The organism is Brevibacterium sp. SIMBA_078, assembly GCF_046534565.1.
Classification (GTDB): domain Bacteria; phylum Actinomycetota; class Actinomycetes; order Actinomycetales; family Brevibacteriaceae; genus Brevibacterium.
On the sequence record NZ_JAWRYQ010000003.1, the window covers coordinates 188,266 to 214,241 of the forward strand.

Consider the following 25,976-nt stretch of genomic DNA (forward strand, 5'->3'; position numbering starts at 1 on the left):
TTCATTGGTCTTAGCAATCGGTGATTCCACGGACTCCGTGTGAAGGAAATACCCGTTGCCAGCCGGGGCGCCACTGGGACGGTAGCGGCGCTGCCGCGAGATCAGCCCGAGTTCCTCGAACCGTGCCAATGCTCTCTGCACGGTCGACTGAGACAGGCCGGAATCTCGAACGAGAGTCTTCAACAGAGGGTAGGCGTACCACTGTTCGACCTCATCACTCCACGACGCGTTATCGGCCAGGAGGAACAGCACGAAGCGTTCTGACCCGTTGAGGTCATACGCTGGGAATACCTGCCGCCTGGCCCAGGTCATCATCTCCACAGCCATGGTTCACGCCCCCATACATTCGCTCGTTGCGGGTAGAACCTGTTCCGGGTGAACGGCACCGTTGCCGGTCGCCCGTCTGGATTGATCGCGAATCGGTACACCGCGTGTTGTTCGCCTAGCAGGTCGAGATGGTGTTTCACAACGTCCTCGGTCAGGCCAGTTGCTGTGGCGAGGTCTTCTGTGGTCCAGTCGCTTTCCCACTGTTCGTTCACGCTCGCAGCCAGGACTCGCAACACGCTCATCTGGTCCGTGTTCCGCGTGCTCTCATCACTTTGACGGCGTACCCATTCAGCGGCATCACGCCGTGCCATGGTGATGCGGTCGGTGTGCTGGCTGGCTACCGTCATGATTGCTCTCCTCCCTGTATTCACTGCCGGTGGCAGAGCCTCGTGTTTCACCTGGAATCTCATTGAGTAGATCGAGTTGCCCTGGCACTTCGATGCCTTCATCGGTGCTCTGTGACTGCATTGTCATCACGTCCTCGTTCTGGGCGCTCATTGGACGGATCCCGTCTTCACCCATCGGCGTACCCTCCATTCGCATCCGGACATGAGCGCACACCCGTCGCCGAGTCCCACATGGGTGGCGCGTTTCCCGCAGCACGGGCATCTGCGTCTTGATGTGGAGTGGATGGGGGCAATAGCGCGGTGGCCGTCCGCTGAACCGTGCCTGCCGTCGGCTGTGATCTTCCCTGCAGCCAGAGCACGGTTGTTTTCGCGCCGGAGAATGCTGTCACGGTCATTCATTGGTTGCCTCCGTCTTCCGTGTTGGCCTCGGCCCGGGTGTTTCCCGTCCCGGACTCGATGAAGAGCAATGGTTGCGGTGACCTCACCTGTTCGTCGTCTGCTGAGGTGATGTAGACGAGGCGGGTTCGGTTTTGGCCGATGCGAATAGCGCGTCCGATGATCTTGCAGGTTCCCCAGACGATCACGAGGGTCACGGTTTCTCCGGCCACCTGCTCTGCCGGTGCCTCTCGCACCCAGTCGATGGCATCGACGAGAATCGGGGTCTGCGTCAGAAAAGCGACCACATAGCTTACGCCAGCAATCCAGCCTCCGATGCCCAATAGTTGTCGCAGTTTTGAAGACTTGTGTTGATACACCGTCACCGGCTGGTATCGGCCAGCGATGTCCTCGCTGACGGCTTTACCCGTCAATGCACCGACAGCGCCCATGCGCATCGGCCACCGGGTCCGTTGCTCAGCTCGACCGAGCATCACGTGGTCTTTAGTTTGAGCCGCGGTGCTCTCAGCCATCGTTGTCTCCGGTGAAGATGTGCGGGTGGGACTTGCGCAGTGCCGACAGGCGGCGGCGTCCCGTCTTGTCGCTGAAACCGAACTCATTCGCGAGATCGGCTCCGGACGTGTCCAGGTCCTGTTCCGTCCGCGTGGAAATGAACTCCACCACCTCATTGAGATCGCTGCTCCTCGGCTTCGGCGCGGCAGGCTTCGGCTCGGGGGACGGTTCCGTTGCAGGCTCTTCGGTTGATGGCGCGGGCACGCTGGCCAGCTTGGGCGACTGTGGCAGTGCGAAGACCTCGCCGCGCTCTGCGGCTTGTGCCGCTTGAGTGGCGAGAGCTTCACGCTGAGCACGAACAATTTCGAGCTGGGTGACGTGCTGTTCTCTGGCGATCTCGGTTTCCTGGCGTGCTCGCTCGCGTTCAGCTTCAACCTCGAGCTGCCTCCGCTCGCGCTCGGCCTGCTCGGCCAACCACGTTGCCTGTGCCTCGAGCTCGTGACGGCGTGAGATGGGGTCCTCAACGGCCACGCGGGAGAGCTGCTCCGTCGCGGCGAACACGGCCATGGGAACCATGCCAGCGATCACCGCACCGATGATGCCCTGCCAGGCTGTCTGTGCTTGCCCGTAGGCCAGAGCGTGTGCGGCGTTGGCAATCACCGACAGGGCGGTGAAGGTGCCCAGGAGCAACCATGATGGCCAGGTGCGTTCGCCTCGGGTCTTGTGGATGAGTACAGATCCGGCGTAGACGAGGATCGCGGTGTCGATGAAGGCGGGCACGGCCCAGTGCATCCACCTCGGCAGTCCCAACCAGGCACCGACTTCCATTAGCGTCACGAAGGAGACTCCGAACGCGACGAGCCCGGCGAAGCCGACTCCGACCGTGATGACTCGGACGAAGACCGGGTCATCTGGATTGATCCGTGATTTCGACGACCGAGCCTGATCGATTCGCCGTGGTGTTGTCACAGACGTAGTGGCCTCCGACCGTGTATTCTCGGCGGTGCTGGTGTTGTAGAAATTAAGCTCTTCCATGGCGCTGGCGGGGGCCGCATCTACGGGTGCGGTCCCTTTTACGTCCTGCGGCGCAACGTCATGTGGCGAAGTCGTGGTTTCGGGCATGTTGGTGCGGGATTCCTTCATCAGTTCTTCCGTCCTCCGGTGATGATCTGCAAGTGCCGGATCGCTTTCGTCATCGACCCCGATGTGTCGGTATCGGAGAGAGCGTCGGTGAATGTGGTGGCCCGTTGGTTCGCAATCGAGGCCAGCAGGTCAGACAGCACAGCGACGGTATCGGCGACATCTTGCCCAAGCTTTTGGAGCGTGTCGGCGTCGAGAGTTTCCAAATCGCCCATCCCCCCAGCGAACGCGGTTTCGAGGAGTTTGGACTTCTTCTTGACCATCGTCAGTGGTGACGAGGCACCGAAGTGAAGATCATGGATCGCGCGGATGACATGTTCACGTCCGAGCGTGTTCCCTGTTGGGTTGAGATTCACGGTTGCTGGTTCGAGCCCGAGATCGGTGACAGAACGGTAACCGAGATCGTCATCATCGATGATCTCAGCATCCACGATGTTCTCTGTCGTATGGTTCGTCGTGGCAGGCGGTTTTGGAGGCTGTTCGCGTTCGTAACGCTTTCCATCCAGACCAATTACAGGTTCGTTCTTTTCAGGTGATTCATTTGAATCACCTGGAACGCTCAGTCTGCGGACTACGGTTGGTTGGCTCAGGTCCGTCGCTGACGCAATCCCGCGAGTACTCATCCCCGCTTCACGCAGCTCCGCAATTACCTGCTCTTGAAGTTCCTTAGGCGGTCGCAAACTCACGTCTCGGAATTCTTCGTCAAGGTAGTCCTGCCAAGATTCGTAGCCCAGGGCAAGCCAAATACGCCCACTCCAAGCGGTTGAGATCTTGACTTGAAGAGACCCATAGTCGGCCCTGAGTTCGTCTGTGAGTTCTCGAGCCTCTTCTGCTGAAAATTGGCTCACAAGCTCAGTGCTCATGCTGACACCGCCAGTTCCGAATCGACCCCTTCGACGAGGCTCGAGAAAGGTATGTCGAGTGCCTTTGCAAGACCGACAAGTTCGTTCATCCGCCACTCAGTACGACCGTGTAGCCGAGATGAGAATGTCGCCGGTGTCAGCCCGATTGATTCTGCAGTTTTCTGTCCTAGCCAGTCGCGCCGCGCCATGGCTGCTTTGATGTTGCCCCTCAGGACCATTTGATAGCTCATAGGGACGACGGTAGTCTTGTGGGGACTATTTCACAAGCTAGAAATGTCCTGTGTCGAATATTTTTGTCCATGGGGCTATGTGCCAGTGCACGCGGGGGATATAATTGCCACATGAGCACATCGACAGAACCAGCAACTGATCTAGAACGAACAGCCAACCTAAAAGTCAGCAGCGAAGTCAGAGCATGGTTAGCACGTAAAGGCCTGAGGCAGATTTGGCTTGCAGAACTCTTAGGAGTCGGCCAGTCGGCAGTTTCTAAGCGCCTGCGTGGCGTACTGCCGTTCACTGCACCCGAGCTGATGATGATCGCAAACGCGCTTGGCGTGTCATTGGCCGAACTGCTTGGCGAACTTGTGAATGAAAAGAACCCCCATCCAGTGGATGGAGGTTCTTCGAATGGTAGCGGGAGGGGGACTCGATCCCCCGACCTCACGATTATGAGTCGTGCGCTCTAACCAGCTGAGCTACCCCGCCCCAGCGCCGCATTCGAGGCGGCACGAGAGCCCCGAAAGGGAATCGAACCCTTGACCTTCTCCTTACCATGGAGATGCTCTGCCGACTGAGCTATCGGGGCAACAGGTAAGAATCTACACGGGTTCGCGCTGCCAGGGCAAATCAGGGCGAAGTGACGTCACTCACACGCGCTCGGTGCCGTCTTGGTGCATTCCGCAGACGGCGCAGAGTCACCCTCACCGCCGGAGGAGACCCCTACTGCACCGGGTCGAAGCGCCCCGCCAGGAAGCCCTGCAGACGACCGGGATGATTGGTGATGATCCCGTCGACCTCGGCGGTGAGGAGTTCCCGCCACTCGTTCATCTCGTCAGCAGTCCAGACGAAGACGCCGAGGTCGTTGTCCATGATCTCGGTGACCACCGATCTGCGCATCGTGAAACCCTTGTACGAAGGATTGATCGCCACCGCTCCGAGTTCGCGAGCGATCTCAATGTCCTCGGGCTTGGGAACCATGCGCAGCAGGAAGCGAGCCGCCATCGGCAGCATATCCCGACAGGTCTCAAGCGTTTCGATGTTGAACGATTGGACGATCATGCGGTCGGCGATGCCGGTCTCAACGACGAGTTCGGCGATCCGCGCCACCGCACCGGAGGACCACTCCCCCTTGAGCTCGAGCAGGAGTTCGCCGCCTCGGTGCTGGATGTCGCGCATCACGGCGGCCAAGGTGGGGATCCGCACTCCGTGGAATCCGGGGCCCATCCATGATCCCGCATCGACGAACGACAGCTCCTCGGCGGTCAGGCCGGCCACGGGGCCCTTGCGGTTGGTGGTCCGGTCCAGATCCGCATCGTGCAGGATCACAGGAACCCCGTCGGCGCTCGTCGAGGTATCGACCTCGATAAAGTCGACGCCGAGGGCTCGCGCGGCATCGACCGCGGCCAAACTGTTCTCGGGCACGACCGCCGAATACCCTCGATGCGCGACCACCAGCGGCCGGCGCCCCGCGCCGGGACGTTCAACGATGCCTCGTTCGTGGAGGAACTGCAGAAAACTCATGCCTTCAGCCTATGCCCTGCCCTCGATGACCGCCGCCCCGCTGCAACGGTCAAGTCCCGGCTATCAGGAAATCTCGCCGAAATATTCGAGCGCGGCCCGCGACGTAGTATCTTGTGAGCTGGTTCACTCAATGACTGTAAGGATCGTCCATGGAACCTATCTTCGCTGCCGCAATCGTCCTCGCCTTCATCGCTCTCGGCGAGCTGGTCTCGATCTGGTCGAAAGCGCGGATCCCCAGTCTGCTGGTCGCAATGCTCGGCATCTTCGTCTTCGCCAAGATCGGCATCGTTCCGGAGTCGATCATCGACGATTCGATGCTCGTGCAGATCTACACGATTCTCGTCGCTCCGCTGCTGTTCCATATGGGCACGCTCATCCCGCTGCGGGTGATGGCCAAGCAGTGGCGTTCGGTGATCATCGCCGTCTCGGGCATGCTCGTCGCCGTCCTCCTCATCCTCGCAGTCGTCGCCCCGATCTTCGGCTTCGAGACCTTCGTCGCCGGTTCCGGACCGCTGGCCGGCGGCATCGTCGCCACCAGCCTGACGACCGAGGGGCTCACGGCTCAGGGGGCCGCCTCGGCGATCATCGTCCTCCCCGCGCTCGTGCTCATGCTCCAATCCCTGCCGTCGATGCCGCTGACGAACTTCCTGCTCCGCCGCTATGCGACGAAGCTGCGCGACAGCGGCGAACTCCACGAGCTCGCCGCCGCCCATCACGAAGAGGAAGAGGAGGCCGCGCAGAAGAAGAAGCTCGTGACCCTGCCGTCCTTCCTCGTCGACAATCAGCTGTTCATGCTCTTCCTCATCCTCGTCGGCGGATCGATCGCAACGCTGCTGGCCGTGCCCACGCACATCCCGTCCTCGATCCTCGCCCTCCTGCTCGGCATCGCCGCGGCCGCGATCGGTCTCTCACCGGACAAAGCCATGGAGCGGTCGAACTCCTTCGGTGTCGCCATGGCTGGCGTCATCGCGATCGTCATGGCCCCGCTGGTCTCCGCGTCCGTGCAGGACGTCATCAACGCGTTCCTGCCGACGATCACCATCCTCGTCGTCGGCGGTGCCGGCATCGTCATCGGCGGCTTCGTCGCTACGAAGCTGCTGCGCTGGAAGGCCCCGCTGGGCATGTCGGTGGCGCTGACAGCGATGTACGGCTTCCCGGCCGACTATCTGCTCACCAATGAGGTCGCCCGGTCCATCGCCCGCGACGACGATGAGAAGGAAGCGCTGCTCAATGTCATGCTTCCGCCCATGCTCGTCGGAGGCTTCACCTCGGTGTCGGCCGGCTCCGTCGTCATCGCCAGCGTGCTCGTCAGCCTGCTCTGACCACTCTGCCGACTGCCAGGGGGCCCTCGCCCCGACGACGCTGACTCCCCACCGGAAAGGCCACCATGCACGATCTGCTCGCCGATGGCCGGGCTCTGCTCCCGGCGCTGCAGGAGCTGCGACGTTCCCAGTGGTCGGTCTCGATCTGCCCCGCACGCAGGCGGCGGTCCTCGATGCCCTGTCCGGGCTCGATCTCGAGGTGACCACAGGTGTGGGCACCACCTCGGTGGTGGCCGTGCTGCGCGGATCGCACCCGAACAAGCCGGCCGCCGCTCCGGCGGTGCTGCTGCGCCGAGATATGGACGCTCTCCCGGTGACCGAGTAGACGGATGAGCCGTTCGCCTCGACGAACGGACATATGCACGCCTGCGGACACGACCTGCATACGACTGGTGTGGCTGCCGATGCCCGACCCCGCATCAGCGACGGAAACGATTCCACCATCGCCGAGGTGAACCCACCGACTCCGGACCGGCGGGCTGACCCCCCGGTTCCGCCTCGGTGACGGAGTCGTTCTTCTTCACATCCCGACGTCGCCGCCATGCGGCGATCTCGTTTTCCACGTTGCGGGGCGGAGTGAACACGGGCGGACCCTCGCGCAGATCCATCACGGCCTCCCGCACCCGGGCGTTGAAACCGGCGAGGTAGTCGCGGACGTCAGATTCTTCGGTGAAGGCGTCGACGGTGTCCTCGAGGACGGCGTTCTCCTTGCGCAGCTGGAAGGCGGCCGGAGCGACACCGTTGATGCCCTCGGAATCCATCTTCTGCTTGATCCACCAGTCGGGATCGGATGAGCCGTGCAGACCGGTCAGCGGTTTGCCGAGGCCCGGCAGATCGTCGAAGTCCCCGCGCTTGATGGCTCGGTCGAGAGCGGATTCGACGACAGCGTTTCGGTCCTCGAGTGAATTCAGACGCCGAGGCGACTGCGCGTCGTCCGTGTCATCGCTCATCGGTTCGCTCCTCCCGCAGTCTTGCCCAAAGCCCGGCGTTTCGGCCCAACGCTGCGGTCTCGTGTCCTCACACGGTAGGCGCACCGGCATGCGGTCCGCAAGGACTTCGACGCAATCGCCCACGGCCCAGATTCAGGTCAGCATCGGATACTTTTCGGCGCCGGAAATGTCCGATGCTGACCTATGTTTCTGCTCAAGAGTCCGAATGCGACCTATTCTTCTGACGCACTTGGTGCAGGGAAACTGAAAGCGGCCCCGCGTCCTGTGTTTCCACAAGTCGCGGGACCGCTTCCTTCTGCGTGGCAGATATAGGATTCGAACCTATGAAGGCAATGCCGGCTGATTTACAGTCAGCTCCCTTTGGCCGCTCGGGCAATCTGCCGCAGGTGGCGCTCGATGAGCACCTGAAAAGAATACAAGGCTCGGACCCGAATCACCAACTCGGTAGACGCAGATCACAGTTCGGAGCCTCGACTAGACTCGGGGGCAACAGCCACGCCCGTTTCCAAAGGGCATCAACGATCGCAGACAAAGGAGCATTCATGGCCAGCGAATCCTCATTCGACATCGTCAGTAAGGTCGACCGGCAGGAAGCCGACAACGCACTCAACCAGGCCGCGAAGGAGATCAATTCCCGCTATGACTTCCGCGGCACCGATGCGTCGATCGCCTGGAGCGGCGAAGCCGTGCAGCTGAAAGCCAACAGCGAGGACCGGGTCAAGGCCATTCTCGACGTCTTCCAGTCGAAGCTGGTCAAGCGCGGAATCTCGCTGAAGTCCCTCGAGGACGGCGAACCGTACCCCTCCGGCAAGGAGTACCGCATCGATGCATCCCTCAAAGAGGGCATCGACAAGGACAATGCGAAGAAGATCTCGAAGATCATCCGCGACGAGGGCCCCAAGGGCGTCAAAGCCCAGATCCAGGGCGACGAATTGCGCGTGAGCTCGAAGAAGCGTGATGACCTGCAGGAAGTCATCGCCCTGCTCAAGGGACAGGACCTCGACGTCGACCTGCAGTTCACGAACTACCGCTGATCACCATCGCCCCATGCCGGCCCGGTCCGCACTGCTGAGTGCGGACCGGGCCGGTGTCGTATTCGCCCGTAACGCTGTGACCCGAAAGAGGCCGGTCAGTGCTCGGGGAGTTCGAGCGGAATGTAGTACAGACCCTTCGAGTCCTCTTCGACGCTGACCCGGAGGCGATCGTCGAGGTGGATGAAATCATTGACCTTGATGGTGCCCTTCTGGCCGCTGAGTCGGCGGATGGCGAAGGCGGGGATGAGGCCCTGGCGTCCCGAGCCGTCGACGGCGAGCGCGTACTTCGGGCCGGTCGCACGGACCCGGACGTCGATGCCCGTGTCCTGTTCCCGCAGTTCGTCGAGTTCGACGACCGGTTCCGGGTTCGTCAGCGCGGTGAGCTCGACGGCCAGAGTATCGGCCATGTCATCGACGGTCGCGAGCATGTTCGCCATGGCACGGGCGAATTCGCCGTGCAGCTTGCTCGGCTTCATCGCCGCGCCGGGTTTGTACATGTCCTCATGGGTCAGCTCGCTCCAGGCGTCCTGGAGCCGGGTCTTGACCTGGATCTCGGCGAATACCGGCGGCCCCTGGTCGGAAGGGATGCGCAGGATGACGTGGCAGGCACGGTACCCGCTGGCCTTCGGCGGATCCGTGTAGTCTTTCCACTCGATGAGTTCGAAGGCGCCCAGCTGCTCGGGATCGCGCAGCGCGGCGAACATCATCGACTGATCGCGCGGTGATTTGCACAGCACCTTGACGCCGACGATGTCGCGGATCTGGTCTTCGACATCCTCGGCGGAGGTGATCGTCAGATCCGGGTCGTCGTCGGTCTTCTCCGTCAGCTTCGCCAGGGTCCGTGCCGCGTCCTTGATCCGATGACCGTCGACGTCGAGGCGGGAGATGTCCTTGTCCTTGAGCAGGCCCTTCTGCTGTTCGGTCAGCCAGTGTTTGATCCGCACCGCCGCCGTCTGCCAGGCGTTGAGCCGTTCGACATAGGCACGTTCGACGATCGTCTTGAGCTGAGATTCGTTTCTCACGCGGTCTCCCCTGCCGGCCGTCAGTGCAATGGTTCACGCTCGCTGGTGCGATCTGCTGCGCGCTGAGGTGACTTGGTGCGCGCTGGCGTGATCTGGACGTCTCCGACTCTACGCGCCGGAAGCATCAGGCACCGGCAGCGACTCGTCCACCCGCTGCAACGGGAAGAGAAGTCACTGCCGGTGCCTGATGGCCCCCGGAGTGGAGGAAAGGTCGCGAAATGCTCCGAACCCTCAGCTGCCGGCCGTCGGCTGGCCGACGGATTCGGCGGTGACGTGTCCGCGCGCCTCGGCGAGCATGGCTTCACGGGTGGCGAGCTTGATCCGCTCACGTCCCTCGACCTCGCCGGCAGCCTTCTCAGCGGCCTCGACGCGGTGGTAGCCCTCCCAATCGGCGTAGTCGACGCCCTTGGATTCGAGGAGTTCGATGATGGCCGATTCGTCCGGGTACACCGGATCGGTGAGCGCACCGGCGGCACGGTCGTCGAGGATGTGGCCGATGGTCTCGAGCGCATCGCCCTTCGTGTGGCCGATGAGCCCGACGGGTCCGCGCTTGATCCACCCAGTGGTGTACACGCCCTGAACGACATCGGCCTCGGCGGCCGCGGTCTGGTCATCGGAGTCGACGACGCGACCCTCGTGGTTCGGGATCACACGCTTGCGATCGTCGAAAGGCAGCTGCGGCAGCTGAGTGCCCGCATAGCCGACGGCACGGTAGACGGCGTCGAGCTCCCAGTCGTGGAAGCTGCCGGTGCCGTTGACACCGCCGGAGCCGTCGAGTTCCATGCGTTCGGTGCGCAGCCCCGTCACCTTGCCCTCGCCGAGGATGGCGACCGGTGAGTGCAGGAAGTGCAGGTGGAGTCGCCGCTTCGCTCCGGTGGGTTCACGCATGGTGAAGTCCGTGAGCGTCTTCGCGACCTGCTTGGTCTGGTTGCTCGACTCGATCGCCTGCATCGACCCTTCGTCGAACTCGAAGTCCTCCGGGTAGACGATGAGGTCGACGTCCTTGACGGCGCCGAGTTCGCGTAGCTCAAGCGGGGTGAACTTAGCCTGAGCAGGTCCGCGACGGCCGAAGATGTGGACATCGGTGACCCTCGAGGACTTCAGCCCCTCATACACGTGGTCGGGGATCTCCGTGGTGTGCATGTCGTCGGCCTGCTTCGCCAGCACGCGGGCGACGTCGAGGGCGACGTTGCCGTTGCCGATGACGGCGACGCGCTCGGCATCCAGCGGCCAGGACTGCGGGACATCGGGGTGCGAGTCATACCAGTTGACGAAGTCCGCGGCACCATAGGATCCGGGCAGATCGATGCCGGGCAGGTCAAGGGCTGCGTCGACGAAGCAGCCGGTGGAGAAGATCACCGCATCATAGCGGTCGGTGAGCTCTTCGAGGTGGAGGTCGACTCCGTACTCGACATTGGAGAACAGGCGGATGTCGCCTCGGTCGAGGACCTTGATCAGGGCGTTGATGATGCCTTTGATCCGCGGGTGGTCGGGAGCGACTCCGTAGCGGACGAGTCCGAAGGGAGTCGGCAGACGGTCGAAGAGATCGACGCTCAGATCGAAGTCACGCTCCGCCTTTGTCATGAGATCGGCCGCGTAGATCCCAGCAGGACCGGCGCCGACGATGGCCACCCGGAAGGGACGAGTCATTCTCACACCTCTCTATTCAGTCACCTCGAGTCTATCGTCAATGTAGGTCATCCTTACAATGACGTGACTAAACTCGCACCGTCGCCGCCTGACAAGCAGACACCAGGCCTCCCCGCACCGCCATCTCACCGACGGCGTCGCCGCCTCCACCGCATCCTGTCCTCGCTAGACTGAAGCCTGTGAGCCAGAACCCTGCCCCCGATGAGAGCGCAATTCGCCGTGCCGGCCTGATCAACGGATTCTCCGCCTACCTGCTGTGGGGTGTGATGCCGCTGCTCTTCGCCGCCGCTGCCCCCACCGGCGCTCTCGAACTCGTCTCCCACCGAGTCATCTGGTCGCTGGGCTTCTGCGCCATCCTCCTCGTCTTCACCGGCGGGTTCCTGCGCACTTGGCAGATTCTGCGCTCGCCGCGGCTCTTCGGCCTGCTGCTTCTGGCATCGGTGCTCATCGCCATCAACTGGACGACGTTCATCTACGGGGTCGAAACCAACCAGCTCGTCGAGATCTCACTCGGCTACTACCTCAACCCGCTCATCTCCATCGGCCTGGGCGTGATCTTCCTCGGCGAGAAGCTGCGCCCATTGCAGTGGACGGCCGTGGGCTTCGGTCTGCTCGCGGTCATCATCGTCGGCATCGGACTCGGCCGAGTCCCCTACCTCGCGTTCACCGTCGCCCTGTCCTTCGGCCTCTACGGGCTGGTGAAGAACAAGGTCGGCAGCCGAGTCGGCGCACTCGAAGGCATGACTGTCGAAAGCCTCGTCCTCGCCGTTCCCTCGGCGATCTACCTCATCGTCCTCGGCTCGCTGGGGCTGCAGACGTTCTCCGGATTCGGCGGCTGGCACGTCTTCGTCATCATCATCACCGGGCCCGCCACCGCGATCCCGCTCATCCTCTTCAGCGCCGCCGCCCGCCGCATCCCGCTGTCCTGGGTGGGCATGCTCCAATATCTCACCCCGACCATCCAATTCACCCTCGGCGTCACGGTGCTCGGCGAGATGATGTCGACGACCCGCTGGATCGGGTTCTTCGTCATCTGGATCGCCGTGATCCTGTTGTGCACGGACATGATCCGCCACAGCCGACGCCGCTCCTGACCCTGCCCCGACCCCGCAGCACCCCTCCATTACTACCTGACGGCGGCTGAGCAACCTCGCGCGAGGTTGCTGGGCCGCCGTCAGGTAGTAATTGGGGCGGGTCCGGGATTATCCGGTCGGATCGTCTCCGGCTCTTGACAACATACTCGGCACCATGGTTCATTAGTTAAGTAACTAACCAACTCACATGGAGCCGACAGTGATCGACGACGCCAAACCCCTGTTCACTCAGATCGCCGAGAAGGTCGAGGACTCGATCCTCAACGGCACCCTGCCCGAACTCTCCCGCGCACCATCGACGAACGAGCTCGCGACCTTCTACTCCATCAATCCGGCCACCGCCGCCAAAGGCATCAACCGGCTCGTCGACAAAGGCGTGCTGGAGAAGCGTCGCGGCATCGGAATGTTCGTCACCGAGGGGGCCCGCGCTCTGCTCATCAACGAACACCGGACCACCTTCTCCGAGAACTTCATCAGCCCCCTGCTGAATGAGGCCAATCGCCTCGGGCTGGGGTCGAAGGACGTGATCGCGCTCATCGAAGAGCGCTCCCGAGAACTCCACCTGACCACAGCACTCGATCCGACCACGACCGATCCGACCACGACCGATCCGACCGCACTCGATCCGACCGCAGCGAAGGGATGACCCTATGGACTCCGTCGTCGAGGTCCGCCACCTCACCAAGACGTACAAGAACACCACCGCGCTGAATGACGTCAGCCTCACCATCGAGAAGGATTCGATCTACGGGCTGCTCGGGCGCAACGGCGCCGGCAAGACGACACTGATGTCGATCCTCACCGCCCAGAACTTCGCCACCAGTGGCGAGGTCGAGGTCTTCGGGGAGGACCCGTATGAGAACGCTCGCGTGCTCAACCGCATGTGCTTCGTCCGCGAGAGCCAGAAGTATCCGGAGGACTCCAATGCCGGTCACGCTCTGGCGAATGCCCGGCTGTTCTTCCCGCACTGGGACCAGGGCCTGGCCGAGGAGCTCATCGCCGACTTCCGCCTGCCGCTGAAGACGGTGATCAAGAAACTCTCTCGTGGCCAGCAGTCGGCTATCGGCGTCATCATCGGCCTGGCCTCCCGCGCCGAGATCACCTTCTTCGACGAGCCCTACCTCGGGTTCGACGCCGTCGCACGTCAGACCTTCTACGATCGTCTCATCGCCGACTACGCCGAGCATCCGCGCACCATCGTGCTCTCGAGCCATCTCATCGACGAGGTCGCCGATCTCATCGAGAACGTCATCGTCATCGACCGGGGCAGAGTCATCATCGATGAGTCCACCGAGGAGGTCCGCAGTCGTGCGGTCAACGTCGTCGGCGACGCCGACGCGATCAACCGCCTCGCGTCGGGCCGCGAGGTCATCCACCGCGAATCACTCGGTCGGGTCGCCTCGGTGACGATGCTCGGTCGCCTCAGCAGAGCCGACCACGAATTCATCGTCGAAGCGAACCTCGATCTCACTCCCGTCTCCCTGCAGCAGCTCATCGTCCGCAGCACGCAGGTAGACGCCCCGCCCCAGTCAGCAGCAGAGACCGACGTCAGGAGCCTGCAGTCATGACCGCCGCACTCTACCGCCAGTCCCGGGCCACGGACTCCCGCCCGAGGAACCGGACTTTGGGAGTCGTCCGCCTTCAGTTCACGAACACGCAGACCTTCGTCTGGGTTCCCGTCATCGTCCTCGGCGGGGTGTGGCTGATCACCCTCGTCATCTACTGGATCGTCTCCTCCTCGGGAGCGGGTTCCCCGATGTACAGCGGAGGCTCACAGGCACCGCTGTGGTACTTCGCCGTCGTCGGAGCCCAGGCGATGAACCTCACCTTCTACTTCTCACAGGCAATGAGCCTCACGCGTCGGGAGTTCTACCTCGGCTCCCTGCTGGCCGCCGCGATCAGTGCCATTGGAATCTCAGCGGTCTTCGTCGCTCTCGGGCTCATCGAACAGGCCACCGACGGCTACGGTATGGGCGGCTACTTCGCCTATCTGCCATGGGTGTGGGAGCACGGCCCGTTCGCCGCCGGCCTCATCTACTTCGTGCTCACGATGCTGTGGTTCGTCCTCGGCTTCTGGTTCGCGATCGTCAAGAAGCGCTTCGGCACACCGATCCTCACGATCTCGCTCATCGTCATCGCCTTGGTGCTGCTGGCCGGAGCTGCTTGGGTCAGCGTGAATCAGGGCTGGGCAGAGGTGGGCATGTGGTTGGCGAACACGCAGGCGATCGGCCTGGCCTGCTGGGCGCTGGGACTCACCGCGGTCTTCGCGCTGGGGTCGTATCTCACGCTGCGCCGCCTGACCTCATAGCCCGCGTTCGCCGACACCTTCGCCGAGGCGGCCGACACCGCCGGTGGATCAGTTCAGCACCGCCTGCGCTCCCCCGGCGAGCACTGCGGCCACCGCCACGGCGGCGCCCATCGCCGCGGTCGTCCTCCACCCCATCGCCTTGCCGACCATGACCATCGACGGAATGCTCAGTGCCGGCAGGGCGATGAGCAGGGCACCGGTGACACCGGCACCGACGCCCAGGGGCAGAAGGGTGAGGATGATCGGGATCTCTCCGCCGGTGGGGATGACCAGCAGGGTCGCCACAACCGCCACGATGAGCACAGCACCGGCACCCAACTGGGCTTCGAGCCCGAAGACGCCGGTCAGCCACGGTGCGATGAGCCCGATGACGAAGACGAGCGCGAGGTGTTCGGGCACGAGGATGAGGGTGAACCTGGCCAAGGACCGTAGGTAGCGCATGGGCAGAGACAGCAGATTCGCCGAGGCGGGTGCGGGCTCGGGTGCCGCCTCGGCGGGTCCGCTCACCCACCGTCCGATGAGCGCAGAGGCACCGACCGCGACGAGGAGCGCGAAGACGATGCGCACCGCCATGTACTGCCACGGCAGCACGAGGGCCAAGAAGATGATGACCGCGGGATTGAGCAGCGGATTGCCGACCCAATAGGCAAGAGCGGCCGAACGGCGCACGCCTGAGTCCCGCAGGCCCGCGGCCACCGGTGCCGCACAGCAGGTGCACATCATCGACGGCGTCGACAAGGCGGCGCCCATGAGGGACTGACCGGTGTGGCTGCGACGGTTGAGCAGCCTCAGCAGCCAGTCACGCGGCACCAGAGCGTCGATGGCCGCCGCGACGAGCAGCGCCACCAGCAGCGCCTTCCACACGGCGGTGAAATACACGAGCGTGAAGTCCCACGCGCCCGACAGCGACACCGTGTCCCCGGCGGCGTCGAACAGCGGGGCACCGTCCCACAGGGACGTCTGGCTCATCGTCCACGCCTTGTCCCAATACGGCAGCCATTTCGACCAGCTCAGACCGACGACAAGCAGGACAGCGAGTACGCCGAGGCCGATCCAGTCGGCGGCGCCGAGCCTCTGCGGAGTCCGAATCGGTGCCGAAGCCGAGGTATGCGTCATCGCGGTATGTCCTTTGTGCCTGTGCCGAAACGGCTGGGAGACAGAAGAGAAACGGTGAGGGGCGGGAGCTCAGGAGGTGCGGGCGACGACGGAGTCGGCGAAGGCGAACAGCGATTCCTTGACCTGGCCCTCCGGCAGCGGCGCCAGAGCCGCCTTGGCCTCATCGGCCCAGCGCGCAGCCTCTGCTCGGGCCTTCTCCGTCACCGGATGCGCTGCCAGCGCCGCACGGGCGGCTTCCAAAGCGTCATCGGAGGTCAGATCCGCGTCGAGGAGGTCGACCACCTCGGCGGCGGTGGCATCCCCGGCGGCGGCAGCCGCCCGCACGTAGAGCACGGGCAGGGTCGGGACACGTTCACGCAGGTCCGTGCCCGGGGTCTTTCCCGACTCAGAGGATGTGGTGGTGAGGTCGATGATGTCATCGGCGAGCTGGAAGGCCACACCGACGCGTTCGCCGAAGACCCGGACGGGTTCGGCCAGGGCCGAATCTGCTCCGGAGAACATCACGCCGAAGCGCGCCGAGGTCGCGATGAGCGATCCGGTCTTGTCGGCGAGCACCTGGATGTAATGCTCGATCTCGTCGGCGTCTTCGGGCGGGCCGGCGAACTCGTTGAGCTGACCGAGGACGAGACGCTCGAACGTCTCTGCCTGGATGCGCACGGCTTCGGGACCGAGCTTCGCGGTGACGCCGGAGGCCTTGGAGAACAGCAGGTCGCCGGTGAGGATCGCCACCGAGTTGCCCCACACCTCATGGGCGGCCTTCGCACCGCGGCGCACGGGAGCATCGTCCATGACGTCGTCGTGGTACAGCGATGCGAGGTGGATGAGCTCGACGGCGACGGCCGCATCGATGATGTCGTCGTTCTCCGCATCGCCGAGGCGGGCGGTGAGCAGCACGAGGTTCGGGCGGGCGCGTTTTCCGCCGGCGGCCAGCAGATGCTTCGATGTCTCGTCCGGCAGTCTCCGCGTCTGTTCGGTGACCTCGTAGAGACGGGCCTCCACGGTTTCCAACTGAGTCGAGAGCTCTGCCGCGAGCTGGGCGTCGTCACCGGTGAAGGTGGCCGGAGAGGCTGGGTGGCTCATGTCCTCGTCATTCGTCGTAGTCGGTGTCGGCATGGTGTTGTCGCAGCCCTTGCGCTCAGAGTTCTTCACTGTGGTCTCACCGTGGTCCTTGCGCTCAGACATTGCTGGTGGCCGGGACGATTCGGGTCAGGGCCGAGATGATCCTGTCGATGAGATCGGCCTCGGAGACGTTCGGGTCGCGGTAGAGGTTCGCCAACAATTTGACGACGAACTCCATCACAACGTCAACACCCATACCGTACTTGATTCCGAACTGCATGAGCGCAGGATGGCCGATGATCGAGGCGAAAACGCGTCCCAATGTGAAGTACCCGCCCAGGGAGTCTCCGAGCAGAGCCGGGTACTCCTCCAACCGGCGACGCATCACAGACTGCGGATAGCGCGAATAGGTGGAGATCACCTCGGCGGCGATGCGCGCGGATTCCAGGGCGTAGTCGATGCCTTCGCCGTTGAACGGGTTGACCATTCCGCCGGAGTCGCCGACGAGCAGCAGACCCCGGTGGAAGTGCGGTGTGCGGTTGAAGGCCATCGGCAGGGCCGCGGATTTGATCGGACCCAGCGAGGTGGTTTCGTCGATGCCCCACTCGTGGCCCATGTCGGCGATCCACTGGCTCATCATTGCGCGCAGATCCACGGATCTGAACTGGGGTGAGGAGTCGAGCAGTCCGGCACCGATGTTCACGGTGCCGTCGCCGAGGGGGAAGATCCACCCGTATCCGGGCAGGGTCTCGGATTCCCCGGCCGCGTTCGTCGACCGCATCTCCACCCAGGATTCGATGTAGTCATCGGCATGCCGTGGCGTCGTGTGATAGGCGCGGGCGGCGATTCCCATCGGGCGGTCGTCGCGCTTCTCCAGCCCCATCGACACGGCCAGGCGGGAAGAGACTCCGTCGGCGGCGATGACGATCGGTGCCCGGAAGTGGGCTTCGGGGCCCACTCGGCGACCTCGGTGATCTGTTCCGGAGGCGTGGACTCCGCGGATCCACCCGTCGTCGCCCACGTCCGGAGACATGGCGCGAACCTGTTCGAAGAGCCGGGCCCCGCTGCGCTGGGCATGACGAGCGAAGGCTTCGTCCATGCTCATCCGTGGTCGGGTCACCCCGTAGTTCGGGGTGCCGTCGATCTCGGGCCAGTCGAGTTCGAGCCGGTGGCCGCCGCCGATGAGGCGCAGCCCGCTGTTGCGGTGCCAGCCGTCGGATTCCGGCAGCTCCATACCGAGGTAGCCGGCCTCCTTGACTGCGCGCGGGGTCAGGGCGTCGCCGCAGATCTTGTCGCGCGGGAATCCTGACTTCTCCAGGATGATGACCTCGTGCCCGGCCTGGGCGAGGTAGGCGCCGATCGCCGAGCCCGCCGGCCCGGCACCGACGACGACGACTTCGGCATCGAACTCATTCATCGTCAAGGCTGGGTCGACTCCGTGGTGTCGGCCGCCTCGGCGGGCTTGAGGGCATGGTGGACGGCGACGATTCCGCCGGTGAGGTTGCGGTACTTCACCTGGTCGAACCCGGCCTCGAGGATCTGGTGGGCGAAAGCGTCCTGGTTCGGCCAGTCACGGATCGACTCGGCCAGATAGACGTAGGCTTCGGGGTTCGAGGACACGGCACGTGCCACGGCCGGCAGCGCCCTCATCAGGTATTCCTTGTAGACGAGGCTGAAGGCGTCGAGCGTCGGAGTGGAGAATTCGCAGATGACGAGGCGCCCACCGGGCTTGAGCACGCGCAGCATCTCGGTGAGCGCCAGATCGACGTCGTGGACGTTGCGGATGCCGAAGGAGATCGTCACGACGTCGAAGCTCGAATCGGCGAAGGGCAGGTCCATCGCATCGGCGTAGATGAAGTCGATCTGCGGGTGCCGACGGCGCCCCTCGGCGAGCATTCCGGTGGAGATGTCCCCGGCCACCACCTCGGCGCCGTGGTGGGTGAACGTCATCGACGAGGTGCCCGTGCCGGCGGCCAAGTCGAGCACGCGTTCGCCGGGCCCCGCGGCCACGGAATGGGCGACGGTGCGCCTCCAGGCGCGGGCGATTCCGAAGGTGAGGACGTCGTTCGTGAGGTCGTAGCGGGAGGCGACTTCATCGAACATCGACGCGACGTCGGCGGGCTGTTTGTCCAGCTTGGCACGGTTCATGACCATATTCTCTCAACACCTCATCCGAGAGGGCGAATCCGGATCCCTGGCACTCACGATCCTCGTCTAGAATCGTGGCGACATGACTACGACTTTCGGCACTTCCGACATCCTCTCCGCCCCTCCGCGTCTGCGTGTGCGCTCTCGTTTCGTCGACGACGTCGATCCCGGGCCGGGCTTCCCTTTCGAATCGGGTCTGCCCACGACCGTGGAGCAGACGCTCGAGCTGCTGCCCACCGACGGCTTCTCCTGCTGGGTTCGCGACACATCCGGCCTCATCGGCTTCGGCCGCACCCTGCGCATTCGGGCCCGTGGCCCTGAGAGGTTCACCGAACTCTCGGATGCCTGGAAGGCCATCACCGAGGCGGCTGAGGTCGAGGATGAGGTCGATCTGCTCGGTTCCGGACTCATGTGCTTTGCCACGGTCGCCTATTCGGGGGAATCCGCGGTCGATTCGATCATCCATGTCCCCGAATTCGTCCTCGGTCGCCGCGGCGGCCGTGTGTGGCTGACCTCGATCTCGACGGCTGAGGAGCCTCCTCTGCCGCCGATCCTCCATGCCGAACCGCTGCAGCGCGTGCGATCGGCCCATGCCGAGGCCGGGGATCTCGGTCCGGAGAAGTGGTCGCGGCTCGTCGAGCAGGTCGCTGACATGCTCACCCCGATCGATACCTCGGCGGAGGTGGATGCGTTCGCGGATGATCCGACTCTGCGCAAGATCGTCCTCGCCCGCGACGAAGTCGTCACCACCGAAGAGGACATCGATGTGCGTGCGGTGCTCGGTGCGCTCAACCGCAGCTACCCGAGCTGTTGGACCTTCGATATCGCCGGTCTCATCGGGTCGACCCCGGAGCTGCTCATCGGGGTCGAGAACAACAGAGTGACCTCGCGAGTGTTGGCCGGAACCTACCGGGTGGAGAAGAACCCGATGGAGGAGATGCCGGCGGCTCGGAAGCTGCTGAGCGCACACAAGGACAGCACCGAACATGCGTTCGCCATCGCCTCCCTGCAGCGCAGTCTGGGTTCGGTCGCCGAGGATGTCACCGTCGATGAGCGCCCCCACCTGCTGCCTTTGGCCAATGTCATCCATTCGGCCTCCGATGCGCAGGCGAACCTCTCCCCCGATTCCGGGCTCACCGCCCTTGACGTCGCCGCAGCGGTCCACCCCACTGCCGCCGTCGGCGGGTACCCGCAGGCGAGCGCCGTGGCGCACGTCGATGAACTCGAACCCCTCGACCGCGGCCGTTACTCCGGTCCCGTCGGGTGGATGGACGGGCGCGGCAACGGCCAGTTCGGCATCGCCCTGCGCTGCGGCCAGCTCGAGGATCGCAACCGGATCCGACTGTATGCCGGTGCCGGGATCATGCCGGATTCGGATCCCGCCACCGAGGTGGACGAGACGAACGCGAAGCTCGCTCCGATGCGTCGGGCGCTCGGTCTCGACCGGGACTGACCTTTCACCGGAACTCTCCGGCCTTGTCGCGTGCCCAGTCGGCGAAGGTGAGCGCCGGCCGCCCCGGGGCTCCGAACAGCGGACGGTCCTACTGCCGCTGCGGTTCGGTCACCTCGATGATCCGCCGGACACCTGCGTTTCGCTGACCGTCGATCGTGCCGAGAGCCGTTTCAAATTCCTCTGCGCTGGTCACCTGTTCGTGATCCCATCCGTAGCCTCCAGCGAGGTCGGCGAAACCGCGACCGTGGGGGACGGTGAAATATCGTTCCAGGAAACCTTCGAGATGGGGCTGGGAATGTTCGAGTCCGGAGAAGATCGCTCCCCCGTCGTCGTTGAGCACGACGATCGTCACCTCCCCGGCGTCCTCGGCGCTCGGGGTGAGCAGTCCGCCGATGTCGTGGAGCATGGCGATATCACCGATGAGCAGGACGACCGGCTCCCCCAGCCCCAACGACAGTCCTGTCGCCGTCGAAACCAGTCCGTCGATTCCGGCGAGTCCGCGTGATGCGTGGATGCGGGCGCGGCTGTCGGTGGCGTCGCTGAGATAGCGCACCGAGTTCGAGCTGGCCACGAAGAGTGTGATGTCCTGGGCGGCCAAATGCTCAGTGACCCTCCGAGCGGTCGCCTGGAATTCCCTCGCCGAGGCGGCCCCCGGGTTCTCTCTCCTGCTCGGTGCCGAGGATCGTTCCGCAGACCGCTCTGTTCGTGCGGCGGCGACCAGGGACGTCCCGGCGGCGATCCAGGCGCGCACCCAGGCCCGCCCCGAGGCGGCGGCGCCCTGCGTCTCGCCCGCCGCCGTCACGTCGTCCGCGACGATCCTCTCGTCGCGGACGGCCAGATCGAACAAGTCGACGGCGTCGGGAATGCGCTGCACGGTCACGGTGTCGTCTGCGAGCAGTGCGGCGACGGGCCTGGTCAGGGTCGGTTTTCCGTGGACCATGACGGTGCGGATCGCCCCGCGCAGCTCGGGGTGTTCGCTGAGCACACGAGCATGGGCGGGCACGACATTCGACGCTTCTGCCGCTCCGGTGGCCGACGAGGTCGACGGACCGACGGAAGTGCGGGCCAACGGGCTCGAAGGTTCGGCAAGCACCGGAAGAAGATGATCAGCGGCGAGCGCGCGCAGAGCTTCGGCCGAATAGCCTCCTGCGTCTCCGGCAACGATGACGGTCCCCTCGGTGATGGTGACTTCCACGCTCGCACGAGACCCCGACGCGGTCGTGGTCGAACGCTGTCCGGCCCCGCTCCCAACCAGCTCGCCGATCTCGTTCTTCCACGTGTCCAGCTCCTCCGGGCCGGGAACCAAGGGGGTGTCGAACTGAACATTGAATTGGACGGGGCCGGCCGCCTCGGTGACGGTGTCCCTGAGTGATCCCAATGCTGCGGCCACGGCGTCTGACATCGCTCGGTGGACCGCCTCCGCGGTGGCGCCGGCGGGGACGTCAAAACGGGCACGGACATCGCTGAGCACCTGCGACTGGTCGTCGATGGTCTGGTTGGCTCCAGTTCCGCGCAGCCGAGCGGGACGATCCGCGGTGAGCGCCAACAGCGGCAGGTGCCCGTACGAGGCCTCGAGGACGGCGGGATGGAGATTGGCCACGGCCGAACCGGACGTCGTCACGACAGCCACGGCGGACTCACTGCCGCGCGCACGCAGACCGCGGGCCAGGCCGAGGGCGAGGAAAGCGGCATCACGCTCATCGACACGCACATGCGTGCGGATGAGCCCCGCCTCGGCGAGCGGAGCCAGAGCGTAGACCAAGGGGGCGGACCGTGAACCGGGGGCGAAGACGACATCACTGACTCCGGCATGGACCAGGCTTCGGGCAATCTGCTGCGCCACCGCGCTCGAATTCGACATCACCTGATATTCAACCACCTGACCACCTGTGGTTCACCTCCGCCCTCTAACCTCGAGAAATGCGCCGCTCGTTGATCATTGCGATGGGAGCACGAGCCATCCGCACTCTGACCGCGGCCCGCTCCCATCGCGGACGCTATCCCGCTCGCGACCAGACCACCTCCTTCCTCGGCCCCGAACCCCGCGGGAAGAATGCCCGGACCTGGCATATCCGGGACAAACGGAAACTCTCGCCGAGGCTGCGCGAATTCTTCCTCTACTCCCCCGCACTCGGCCGCACCGTCGGCGTCCGTGTGCTGCTGCCGGGGATTCCCGCCGAGGTCAGCCCCGTCATCCACCTCTTCCACGGAGGCGGCGATGATTTCCGCTCATGGACTGATTTCGGTTCCGCCGAGGAACTCACCCTCGATTCCCCGTACCTCGTCGTCATGCCCGACGGCGGGGCAGGAACCTATTCGCGTCTGGCCGTCGGCAGCGAGGTCCACGACTGGCCGCGCTTCCACACCGAGGAGATCCCGGCGTTCCTCAAGGCGAATTTCTCCGTCGACTGGGCGCCTTCGAGCCAGTTGGTGGCGGGGCTGTCGATGGGCGGGTACGGGGCGATGAAGTACGCGGCCTGGCATCCCGACAGGTACGGATCGGCCGCCGCGTTCTCCTCTCCCTTGGATCCCCTGTCGACCGTGCCCGCCTTCGACATCATCGCGATGCGCGAAGGCGCGCGATCACTGAGCCTGTTCGGCGATCCCGCCCTCGACCGCAGCGAATGGCTGGCGAATTCCCCGTACGCTCTGGCCGAGAACCTCCGCAGCCTCGACCTGTGGTTCAGCGCCGGTTCCGGCAGCCTCGAAGGGGCGAAGGATCGCGACCTGCTGGAGTCGATGATCAGCTCGCAGGGCGAGCGCTTCTCCGCCCGTCTCAACTCCCTCGGCATCCGCCATTCCTGGTTTCCGCGCACCAGCGGCCTGCACAACTGGACGAGCTGGGAACGGGAACTCGGAGCCTGGCTGAAGACCCTCGCCAAGCGGCGCAACTATGCGAGTTCGGATCGTCGTCGGACAGATCGGGTGGCCGATGGCGGACAATTCACCTTCCTCACCGGTCATGCCCTCTTCGACATCCATGGGTGGCGGGTGGAGATCTCCCGTCGTCGCGCGCAGGTGGTGCGCTTCGACGCCGTCAGCGCCGCCGGCTTCTCTCTGACCGGGACCGGCAGCTTCCGTGTGCGCACTCCCGGTCTCTTCGATCCCGGCCGCCGCTACGACATCAGCGTGTCCGGTCCCAGCGGGGGCAATGCCTATCAGCAGAAGGCCGACAAGAAAGGGCGGCTGACACTCACCGGTCGCCTGGCCGCGGCCATGCACGATCCGATCATCCCGGGAAAACGCACCGCTCACTTCGCCACGCTGGGACAGGACGAGGTGACCACGGTGCGGATCGCCTCGGCGCCGGTCGACGAGGCAACCGACCGCAGACACGGTGCGGCTGCATTCGACCGTGCGGCAGCGGTCGATGGTGAACGGCCCACAGCCGATGTTCCAGATCCGTCACAGACAGAATCCGCGGACGGTCCCGCTGGCGTCTATATTGAGAGCGGTCGCGAATCGACGGCCGCTGATTCTTCAGAACGCTGACTCGAGAGGTCAACCATGAAACGCATACTCCCAGCCATCGCTCTTTTCGCCGGACTCTCCCTCGTCGGCTGCACGGGTGGAGGAGACAAGCCGGACCAGGCTGACGGCGGCAATGACTCTTCGCAGGCGGCAGCCGAAGAGACCCCGCAGGCAAGCAAACTCGATGAGGCGAAGCTCAAGGAGATCCTTGAGTCGACCAAGGCAGAGGGTCAGTCGTTCAAGGCCGTCGACGGTGCCGGCAATTCCTCCAGTGAGGCAGTCAAGGCCCTGGAGAGTTCTGAGTTCGAACCGGCCAAATGCAAAGACATCACCATGAACCTCCTCAACGCCAACCTCGCCTCCAAAGGCACTACGGTGGCTGGAACCTCCACCGACAACATCCTCTCCGCGGCACTGTCGAGCTATGACGATCTGGACGGCGCACAGACCCAGATCGAGGGTGCCTCGAAGATCGCAGAAGAATGCAGCGATGTGAAGATCAAGACCGCCGGCGTCGAGATGTCGATGAAGTACAAGACCTTCGACGCCAAGGTCGACGGGGCAGACGACACCAATGGAATCGTCGCCTCCGTCGAAGCCGGCGGACAGACAGCCATGAACCTGCGCATGGTCTACGCCCTCGTCGGCAACAACGTCGTGGCCGTATCCAATATCGCCGATGTCGAAGAGGCCACCGTGACGAAGACCGCCGGTGCCTTCGTCGACGCCGTGAAGAACGCAGGCTGACCCGGTTCACCCGTGGGCCGGCTCAGCCGGAGTCGGCTCAGCCGGAGTCGGCTCAGCCGCGCAGGGCGCTCCAGCAATTCTGAAGCCGCTGCGCCCACCAATCGAATCGTCCCGGATCCACCGCCAGCTGCTGCAGGCGGTCAGGGTCCGGGACGATTCGCGTGACCGGGATGGCGCCGTCGACCGGAGTCAGGGCCTCGTCCTCGGCGACGACATCGGCGGTGAAGAGACGGCCGGTGCCCAGTCCGCAGGCCACCCGATCTCCGAGGATGTCCCGGCTGCGGTCGGTGCGCGGCAGTCTCGCGGCGAGTTCGGCTCCGGCGGCCAGGCCGACGGACGACTCGAGAGCCGAGGACACGACGGCGGGCAGCCCCGAGGCGCCGATGACGTCGAGGGCGGCACCGATCCCGCCTAGCGGTTGGACCTTGACGATGATGACCTCGGCCGCTCCGAGTTCGGCCACGCGCAGCGGGTCCTCGGCTTTGCGGATGGATTCGTCGGCGGCGATGATGATCGGCAGTCCTCGCAGGGCGAGCTCATCGCGCAGTTCGGCCAGCTGCTCGACCTCGGGAACCGGCTGTTCGAAGTATTGGATATCGAACTCGGCGAATGCCTCACAAGCTTGAAGGGCCTCGCTGAGCGTGTATCCGGCATTCGCGTCCAGGCGCAGCGTCGTCTCGGGGCAGAGCCTGCGGAATTCCCGCAGGCGTGTCAGATCCTCGTCGAGGGAGGCGAATCCGTGCTCGGCGACCTTCGCCTTGACGGTGCCGACCCGGTCATAGCGAGACAGGATCGGTGCGACCTGATCAGGTGGACAGGCGGGCAGGGTGCCGTTGACGTCGACGGTCTCACCGGTCGTCCCCGCCTCCGCCACGGCCGGACTGGAACCGCGCACGGGAACGGTGGAGGGCGCCGCCTCGGCGAGCGCGGTCTTCTGCGGGATCAGCCCGGAGAATTCGAGGGAGGCGCGCAGCCACCGGCTGGCCTCCTCGGTGCCGTATTCGACGAACGGGGAGAACTCCGCCCACCCGGAGGGGCCGGAGAAGAGCGCCACTTCCCGCTCCGTGATCCCCCTGAACCGGGTGACCATCGGCAGCCGCACCACATGCAGGTCCTCGATGACCTCATCGAAGCGTTGCGGCAGATCAAGAGGTGCGGCAGATGGAGCCTCTGAGTCCAGTGCGCCAGTGTGCGAACGTGCGATATCGGCCATGAGCCCAGACTAACCCCCGCCGCCCCGGCCACCGATGCCTGCCGTTCGGAACCTCACCGTCCGCCGCCCGGCCCCGGACCTCAT

At 64.4% G+C, this 25,976-nt stretch carries 24 protein-coding genes, 3 tRNA genes and 3 pseudogenes; 11 read left to right on the forward strand and 19 right to left on the reverse strand.

Going from position 1 to position 25,976, the window contains the following annotated elements; translation table 11 throughout:
- Nucleotides 1–111 precede the first annotated feature (111 nt).
- The 6 genes and pseudogenes from SB749_RS12675 to SB749_RS12700 form a co-directional block, all read right to left on the reverse strand.
- Nucleotides 112–327 (reverse strand): annotated as a pseudogene (locus SB749_RS12675) (helix-turn-helix domain-containing protein); the annotation flags it as partial.
- On the reverse strand, nt 312–674 hold the full coding sequence (locus tag SB749_RS12680) for a hypothetical protein (protein ID WP_410710620.1): 363 nt from the start codon (nt 672–674) through the stop codon (nt 312–314). The gene SB749_RS12680 and the pseudogene SB749_RS12675, both read right to left, overlap by 16 nt.
- 395 nt (nt 675–1,069) lie before the next feature.
- Nucleotides 1,070–1,582, reverse strand: a complete 513-nt coding sequence (locus SB749_RS12685) for a hypothetical protein (RefSeq protein WP_410710621.1) — start codon at nt 1,580–1,582, stop codon at nt 1,070–1,072.
- Nucleotides 1,575–2,531, reverse strand: coding sequence for a DUF2637 domain-containing protein (locus SB749_RS12690; protein ID WP_410710622.1), 957 nt, complete (start codon nt 2,529–2,531; stop codon nt 1,575–1,577). Before SB749_RS12690 ends, SB749_RS12685 begins: the two co-directional genes overlap by 8 nt.
- A 173-nt stretch (nt 2,532–2,704) precedes the next feature.
- Entirely contained in the window at nt 2,705–3,565 is an 861-nt protein-coding gene (locus SB749_RS12695; protein ID WP_410710623.1) for a hypothetical protein, read from the reverse strand.
- Nucleotides 3,562–3,795, reverse strand: coding sequence for a hypothetical protein (locus SB749_RS12700; RefSeq protein WP_410710624.1), 234 nt, complete (start codon nt 3,793–3,795; stop codon nt 3,562–3,564). Before SB749_RS12700 ends, SB749_RS12695 begins: the two co-directional genes overlap by 4 nt.
- 111 nt (nt 3,796–3,906) lie before the next feature.
- Here SB749_RS12700 and SB749_RS12705 point away from each other — a divergent pair.
- Nucleotides 3,907–4,161: pseudogene (locus SB749_RS12705) on the forward strand (helix-turn-helix domain-containing protein); the annotation flags it as partial.
- A gap of 32 nt (nt 4,162–4,193) precedes the next feature.
- Here SB749_RS12705 and SB749_RS12710 read toward each other — a convergent pair.
- The 3 genes from SB749_RS12710 to SB749_RS12720 form a co-directional block, all read right to left on the reverse strand.
- Nucleotides 4,194–4,270: transfer RNA gene (locus SB749_RS12710), tRNA-Met, on the reverse strand.
- 27 nt (nt 4,271–4,297) lie between these two features.
- Nucleotides 4,298–4,370 (reverse strand) — tRNA-Thr (locus SB749_RS12715).
- 134 nt (nt 4,371–4,504) lie between these two features.
- Nucleotides 4,505–5,305 carry a glycerophosphodiester phosphodiesterase gene (locus SB749_RS12720; protein WP_410710625.1) on the reverse strand — a complete coding sequence of 267 codons (801 nt, stop codon included), beginning with the start codon at nt 5,303–5,305 and terminating at the stop codon, nt 4,505–4,507.
- Between the two features lie 149 nt (nt 5,306–5,454).
- Here SB749_RS12720 and SB749_RS12725 point away from each other — a divergent pair, with 149 nt between their 5' ends.
- Both SB749_RS12725 and SB749_RS12730 read left to right on the forward strand, forming a co-directional pair.
- Nucleotides 5,455–6,627 (forward strand): hypothetical protein, encoded by a 1,173-nt coding sequence (locus tag SB749_RS12725; RefSeq protein ID WP_410710626.1) that lies wholly within the window; start codon nt 5,455–5,457, stop codon nt 6,625–6,627.
- A 65-nt stretch (nt 6,628–6,692) separates the two neighbouring features.
- Nucleotides 6,693–7,039, forward strand: a pseudogene (locus tag SB749_RS12730) (M20/M25/M40 family metallo-hydrolase); the annotation flags it as partial.
- 7 nt (nt 7,040–7,046) lie between these two features.
- Here the strand turns inward: SB749_RS12730 and SB749_RS12735 are convergent.
- Together SB749_RS12735 and SB749_RS12740 are read right to left on the reverse strand one after the other, a co-directional pair.
- Nucleotides 7,047–7,577, reverse strand: coding sequence for a DUF1992 domain-containing protein (locus SB749_RS12735; RefSeq protein ID WP_410710627.1), 531 nt, complete (start codon nt 7,575–7,577; stop codon nt 7,047–7,049).
- Nucleotides 7,578–7,877: 300 nt separating this feature from the next.
- A tRNA-Tyr gene (locus SB749_RS12740) sits at nt 7,878–7,959 on the reverse strand.
- Nucleotides 7,960–8,119: 160 nt separating this feature from the next.
- Here SB749_RS12740 and SB749_RS12745 point away from each other — a divergent pair.
- Nucleotides 8,120–8,611, forward strand: a complete 492-nt coding sequence (locus SB749_RS12745; RefSeq protein WP_167194552.1) for a YajQ family cyclic di-GMP-binding protein — start codon at nt 8,120–8,122, stop codon at nt 8,609–8,611.
- Between the two features lie 95 nt (nt 8,612–8,706).
- Here the strand turns inward: SB749_RS12745 and SB749_RS12750 are convergent, their stop codons facing one another.
- Together SB749_RS12750 and SB749_RS12755 are read right to left on the reverse strand one after the other, a co-directional pair.
- The gene (locus tag SB749_RS12750) at nt 8,707–9,633 is read right to left on the reverse strand and encodes a GTP pyrophosphokinase family protein (protein WP_410710628.1); all 927 of its coding nucleotides are present in this window, start codon (nt 9,631–9,633) and stop codon (nt 8,707–8,709) included.
- Between the two features lie 231 nt (nt 9,634–9,864).
- Nucleotides 9,865–11,283, reverse strand: a complete 1,419-nt coding sequence (locus tag SB749_RS12755; protein WP_410710629.1) for an FAD-dependent oxidoreductase — start codon at nt 11,281–11,283, stop codon at nt 9,865–9,867.
- A 179-nt stretch (nt 11,284–11,462) separates the two neighbouring features.
- Here SB749_RS12755 and rarD point away from each other — a divergent pair, with 179 nt between their 5' ends.
- The 4 genes from rarD (at nt 11,463) to SB749_RS12775 (ending at nt 14,685) form a co-directional block, all read left to right on the forward strand.
- Entirely contained in the window at nt 11,463–12,377 is a 915-nt protein-coding gene (rarD, locus tag SB749_RS12760; RefSeq protein ID WP_410710630.1) for an EamA family transporter RarD, read from the forward strand.
- A 199-nt stretch (nt 12,378–12,576) separates the two neighbouring features.
- Nucleotides 12,577–13,023 carry a GntR family transcriptional regulator gene (locus tag SB749_RS12765; protein WP_410710975.1) on the forward strand — a complete coding sequence of 149 codons (447 nt, stop codon included), beginning with the start codon at nt 12,577–12,579 and terminating at the stop codon, nt 13,021–13,023.
- A gap of 4 nt (nt 13,024–13,027) precedes the next feature.
- The gene (locus SB749_RS12770; RefSeq protein ID WP_410710631.1) at nt 13,028–13,945 is read left to right on the forward strand and encodes an ABC transporter ATP-binding protein; all 918 of its coding nucleotides are present in this window, start codon (nt 13,028–13,030) and stop codon (nt 13,943–13,945) included.
- Nucleotides 13,942–14,685, forward strand: coding sequence for a hypothetical protein (locus SB749_RS12775; protein WP_410710632.1), 744 nt, complete (start codon nt 13,942–13,944; stop codon nt 14,683–14,685). Before SB749_RS12770 ends, SB749_RS12775 begins: the two co-directional genes overlap by 4 nt.
- 48 nt (nt 14,686–14,733) lie before the next feature.
- On the opposite strand, the gene SB749_RS12780 is transcribed toward SB749_RS12775, so the two are convergent.
- The 4 genes from SB749_RS12780 to SB749_RS12795 form a co-directional block, all read right to left on the reverse strand.
- A complete protein-coding gene (locus SB749_RS12780; RefSeq protein WP_410710633.1) occupies nt 14,734–15,801 on the reverse strand; it encodes a permease in 1,068 nt (355 codons plus the stop codon).
- A 69-nt stretch (nt 15,802–15,870) separates the two neighbouring features.
- Entirely contained in the window at nt 15,871–16,881 is a 1,011-nt protein-coding gene (locus SB749_RS12785; RefSeq protein WP_410710976.1) for a polyprenyl synthetase family protein, read from the reverse strand.
- 94 nt (nt 16,882–16,975) lie between these two features.
- Nucleotides 16,976–18,277, reverse strand: coding sequence for a geranylgeranyl reductase family protein (locus SB749_RS12790; protein ID WP_410710977.1), 1,302 nt, complete (start codon nt 18,275–18,277; stop codon nt 16,976–16,978).
- A 2-nt stretch (nt 18,278–18,279) separates the two neighbouring features.
- Nucleotides 18,280–19,008: a demethylmenaquinone methyltransferase gene (locus SB749_RS12795; protein WP_410710634.1), complete on the reverse strand. Its 729-nt coding sequence runs from the start codon at nt 19,006–19,008 to the stop codon at nt 18,280–18,282.
- A gap of 82 nt (nt 19,009–19,090) precedes the next feature.
- Between SB749_RS12795 and SB749_RS12800 the strand changes: the two genes are divergently transcribed.
- The gene (locus tag SB749_RS12800; protein ID WP_410710635.1) at nt 19,091–20,461 is read left to right on the forward strand and encodes an isochorismate synthase MenF; all 1,371 of its coding nucleotides are present in this window, start codon (nt 19,091–19,093) and stop codon (nt 20,459–20,461) included.
- A gap of 88 nt (nt 20,462–20,549) precedes the next feature.
- Here SB749_RS12800 and menD read toward each other — a convergent pair whose 3' ends face one another.
- Complete coding sequence (gene menD / locus SB749_RS12805) at nt 20,550–22,322, reverse strand: 2-succinyl-5-enolpyruvyl-6-hydroxy-3-cyclohexene-1-carboxylic-acid synthase (RefSeq protein WP_410710636.1); 1,773 nt, start codon at nt 22,320–22,322, stop codon at nt 20,550–20,552.
- A 59-nt stretch (nt 22,323–22,381) separates the two neighbouring features.
- On the opposite strand from menD, the gene SB749_RS12810 reads away from it, so the two are divergent.
- Nucleotides 22,382–23,953 (forward strand): alpha/beta hydrolase, encoded by a 1,572-nt coding sequence (locus SB749_RS12810; RefSeq protein WP_410710637.1) that lies wholly within the window; start codon nt 22,382–22,384, stop codon nt 23,951–23,953.
- A gap of 15 nt (nt 23,954–23,968) precedes the next feature.
- Nucleotides 23,969–24,679, forward strand: a complete 711-nt coding sequence (locus tag SB749_RS12815; RefSeq protein WP_410710638.1) for a hypothetical protein — start codon at nt 23,969–23,971, stop codon at nt 24,677–24,679.
- A gap of 52 nt (nt 24,680–24,731) precedes the next feature.
- Here SB749_RS12815 and SB749_RS12820 read toward each other — a convergent pair whose 3' ends face one another.
- Entirely contained in the window at nt 24,732–25,892 is a 1,161-nt protein-coding gene (locus tag SB749_RS12820; protein WP_410710639.1) for an o-succinylbenzoate synthase, read from the reverse strand.
- Nucleotides 25,893–25,976 lie beyond the last annotated feature (84 nt).